The sequence below is a fragment of the Synechococcus sp. MU1655 genome, from assembly GCF_023630655.1.
In the GTDB taxonomy this organism is placed as follows: Bacteria; Cyanobacteriota; Cyanobacteriia; order PCC-6307; family Cyanobiaceae; genus Synechococcus_C.
Genome location: NZ_JAKUHK010000209.1, coordinates 1 through 3667, shown reverse-complemented (window position 1 = coordinate 3667; position 3667 = coordinate 1). Strand labels below are relative to the sequence as shown.

The following is a 3667-nucleotide window of genomic DNA, read 5'->3' as shown; positions in this document are numbered from 1 at the left end:
GTCCTCCCAGCGACGAGGTGGCGCGTTCACGCCCGCCTGTTGCAGAAGCTTCTGGTTGACCAAGCTGAGGCGGACCGTGAGATACCAGGGCACGGCGATCTGGCCAGCCTTTGGATCGCGTGCCGCACGCCACACCGAAGGCAAATAGCGCTGAGCGGCATCGGGTGGCAACAGCGGCGTGAGATCGGTCAACCCACCCTTGCTTGCCAAATTGGCCGCAAAGGGGGGATTGAGATTCACCACATCAGGGGCGGTGCGCGCAAACACTGCAGCCAGAAGCTTCCGTTCCACCGAGCCCCAAGGCAAGTCGGTCCAGCGCACCGGTGCATCGGGATGGCCATCGTCCCAGCGGTCAATCACCTGTTCCATGTAGGTGTTGAACTTGGGCGCTAATTGCAGCGTCCAAAGCTGGAGAGCTCCTTCTGGCGCTGCGGCACGCCTGCAGCCCCCGATCAGCAACGACGTGCTGACCAGGGCCAGAGCGAGCCACCTACGACGATGGGAAGTGTGCTGAATCATGCGGGAGTACGCCGTCGCCAGATCAGAAGTTGCCAAGACCCAATCATCGGGGCCATCAGGCCCGTCATCAGCCCTTGCGCCAAACAGGTGTGCAATGCAAAAGCTTGGGCCAAAGGTGCATCCACGCCTTCAACCAACAGCTGCGCCCAAAGAGTTAGCCCTAGCAACATCGTGCCAATCCAAGCCAACAATCCCAAATTGAGACTGCGTTGAATCGGTGGTCCGCGCCGCCCCAGCCATCCCCACCACCAGCCCAACAGAATCAAAGCGGGCACCTGACTGGCATCTCCCACCGTGAGACCGTCCAGGACTAGCCCCATCGCCGCACCCGCAATCAGACCCGACACCGGTCCATCAACCAGCGCCCAAGGCAGCAGCCACAACACGGCCCAGCTCGGCAACACACCGCCCAAGCTCAGCCATGACGGTGCCGCCAAGCTGATCAACGGCACCAACAATCCAGAGGCAACACAGATTGGTTGGCTGTGAAGACGAGCCATCGATCAGCGCCTACTCACCTGGACCCAATCGATCGCATCCGGAGGCGCAATCAACTGAACCAAAGCCGTTGGAGCCGGCACCGCCCTGGAGTTCAAGGACTGCACCACGGCCACCGGAAGGTTCGCAGGCAGCAGGGTGCTGGCTGGGGAGGTGCTCACTAGATCGCCGGGTCGCACCTTCACATCTCGATCGATGAATTTCAATTCGGGGCGGGACGTTCCCATGCCCACCAGCAGGGCATGTTGACGGGTCCGTGGCACCCAAACCCCAACTCGACTCCCGGGGGCGGTGAGCAAACGCACAAGGCTTGTGGCAGGCGTGGCACTTTGAACCCGGCCAATCAATCCACCTGGACCGATCACTGCATCACCTTGTTGGATGCCATCCAGAGTCCCCTTTCCCAGCACGATCTGTTGCCACCATCCCGCAGGCGTTCTGGAGATCACAGCAGCTGAAATCGCGTTGTTGGCACCTTGACGATCCAGCGCAAGCAACCCCCTCAAACGGGCGTTATCCACCTCGAGCAGCTGCAAACGCGTGGCAGCGTTCTGCTGCTGCGCTGACTGGATCCACTGTTTCTGAGCTGAACCAGGCCAAAATGGACGCGTCAGAAAGGCATAGGCATCAACAAAGCCTGCGCCCTTGCTCCAACGCACCATCCCCAACACGCCGAGAAGAACGAGCCAAGGCCAGATTCGTTTCAGGCTCCGGGAACGCGTTCCCTGCGGCCACGGCGAGGAGCCCATTGGAATTAGAGGCTCGTAGCAGAACGAACGAATTCAGGGGTATCCAGCACACGTTGCAGGCGCTTGTAATCCTCCAGCACCTGACCGCAGCCATTCACCACGCAGAGGAGCGGATCTTCCGCAACGTGGGTGAAGATCCCCGTTTCATGGCTGATCAGGTCACTAATCCCCCTCACCAGGGCCCCACCGCCAGCAAGCATGATTCCGCGATCAACGATGTCTGCTGCCAGCTCAGGAGGGGTGCGTTCGAGTGTGCGCTTCACCGCCTCAACAATCACGTTGAGGGGCTCAGCGATGGCCTCGCGAAGGTCACCCGCCTGGAGCTGAATCGTGCGCGGCAACCCTGACAGGAGGTGCAAGCCACGCACATCCATCACCGTCTGATCGAAGTCGTTGTCTGGGAATGCGGAACCGATTCGAATCTTGATGTCTTCGGCGGTGCGCTCGCCCACCACCAGGTTGTGAACCTTTTTGAGATGGACACCGATCGAATCGCTGATTTCATCACCGGCCACTCGAACCGATTCACTCAGGACGGTGCCTCCGAGGCTGAGCACCGCCACTTCGGTGGTTCCACCCCCAATATCCACAATCATCGTGCCGACTGGCTCCGTCACCGGCAAACCAGCACCAATCGCCGCGGCCACGGGCTCGTCGATGAGATGCACTTCTCTGGCACCGGCTAGGCCTGCCTCACGTACGGCGCGGCGCTCCACACCCGTCACACCGCTGGGGATCCCCACCACCAAGCGTGGGGCAACGATTCCGCGGCCCTCGTTGCCTTTTTGAATGAAGCTTTTGAGCATCTGCTCTGCAGCATCAAAATCAGCGATCACGCCATCACGCAGGGGCCGCACCGCACGAATGTTCCCTGGCGTACGGCCCAACATCAGCTTCGCTTCATCTCCGACCGCCAGGGGCACCCCCCGCTCGAGATCAATCGCCACCACTGAAGGCTCTTGCAACACAATCCCCTTGCCGGAGACATAAATAAGCGTATTGGCAGTGCCGAGGTCGATACCGATGTCACGGGAAAGCTGAAATCGACGAAAAAGCACTGGCTATGGCACAAGTCGCAGAATCTTAGGTGGGGTGTCATGCACCGGCTGATACATCCGGCGCTGAGGGTGGAACTCCTTAAAAGCAGCTACGACAACCGTGGCGCATCATTAATCCACGCAAAACCAAACCTTCATGAGTGTCAATTCCGTAACGCTGGTCGGCCGGGCTGGCCGAGACCCTGAAGTTCGCTACTTCGAATCAGGAAGCATGGTGGCCAACCTGACCATTGCCGTGAATCGCCGCAGCCGCGACGACGAGCCGGATTGGTTCAACCTTGAGATCTGGGGAAAACAGGCCCAGGTTGCCGCTGATTACGTCAAAAAAGGATCACTCCTCGGCATCATCGGCAGCTTCAAATTGGATCGCTGGACAGATCGCAATAGCGGCGAAGAACGCAGCAAGCCTGTCGTTCGGGTTGATCGCCTCGAACTTCTGGGCTCCAAGCGTGACAGCGAAGCGGGTTCCGGCGGGTTTGGTGGAGGAAGCCCCAGCGACGAAGAGGTTCCTTTCTAAATCAATCAACCATGGCGACCGGCTACTCCCAGCGTTGGGAGGGGATCACACCAACCGGTCGCTGGTAAGCCTCAAGCTGGTTAATCGGCGGACTGGCGGCGACGCCAAATCCTGAGGGCAAGCCAAATCCCACCAGCCAAAACGGCAATCACCAGGCCCACCTTGATCACTTTGGAGACGGGGTCGATCCAGACCTCAACGTTGCTGTAGCCCTCACCAAGCACCATCCCGGCGATGGTCAGCAACAGCGTCCAGATCAAGCTGCCAGCCGTGGTCCAGATTAAAAACGGAGCCATCGGCATCAATTCAATGCCAGCAGGAACCGA

6 protein-coding genes are annotated in these 3667 nt (G+C 59.6%); 1 reads left to right on the top strand and 5 read right to left on the bottom strand.

Annotated features, from left to right (window positions below; genetic code table 11):
- The 4 genes from NCN04_RS09375 to NCN04_RS09360 all read right to left on the bottom strand — a co-directional run.
- Positions 1–519 (bottom strand): ABC transporter substrate-binding protein (locus tag NCN04_RS09375; RefSeq protein WP_250395913.1); only part of this gene is annotated, 519 nt, incomplete at its 3' end.
- Positions 516–1019 carry a rod shape-determining protein MreD gene (locus NCN04_RS09370; RefSeq protein WP_250395912.1) on the bottom strand — a complete coding sequence of 168 codons (504 nt, stop codon included), beginning with the start codon at positions 1017–1019 and terminating at the stop codon, positions 516–518. The genes NCN04_RS09375 and NCN04_RS09370, both read right to left, overlap by 4 nt.
- A 3-nt stretch (positions 1020–1022) precedes the next feature.
- Positions 1023–1766 (bottom strand): rod shape-determining protein MreC, encoded by a 744-nt coding sequence (gene mreC / locus NCN04_RS09365; RefSeq protein ID WP_250395911.1) that lies wholly within the window; start codon positions 1764–1766, stop codon positions 1023–1025.
- 5 nt (positions 1767–1771) lie between these two features.
- Positions 1772–2824, bottom strand: coding sequence for a rod shape-determining protein (locus NCN04_RS09360; RefSeq protein ID WP_048347690.1), 1053 nt, complete (start codon positions 2822–2824; stop codon positions 1772–1774).
- Between the two features lie 136 nt (positions 2825–2960).
- Between NCN04_RS09360 and NCN04_RS09355 the strand changes: the two genes are divergently transcribed.
- Positions 2961–3341 (top strand): single-stranded DNA-binding protein, encoded by a 381-nt coding sequence (locus tag NCN04_RS09355; protein ID WP_011618097.1) that lies wholly within the window; start codon positions 2961–2963, stop codon positions 3339–3341.
- Between the two features lie 80 nt (positions 3342–3421).
- On the opposite strand, the gene NCN04_RS09350 is transcribed toward NCN04_RS09355, so the two are convergent.
- Positions 3422–3667 (bottom strand): DedA family protein (locus NCN04_RS09350; RefSeq protein ID WP_502988781.1); only part of this gene is annotated, 246 nt, incomplete at its 5' end.

Excerpts from the sequence above, each read along its gene's own strand:
- mreC (WP_250395911.1), bottom strand. The coding sequence starts at position 1,766 with ATGGGCTCCTCGCCGTGGCCGCAGGGAACGCGTTCCCGGAGCCTGAAA.
- NCN04_RS09370 (WP_250395912.1), bottom strand. The coding sequence starts at position 1,019 with ATGGCTCGTCTTCACAGCCAACCAATCTGTGTTGCCTCTGGATTGTTG.
- NCN04_RS09355 (WP_011618097.1), top strand. The coding sequence starts at position 2,961 with ATGAGTGTCAATTCCGTAACGCTGGTCGGCCGGGCTGGCCGAGACCCT.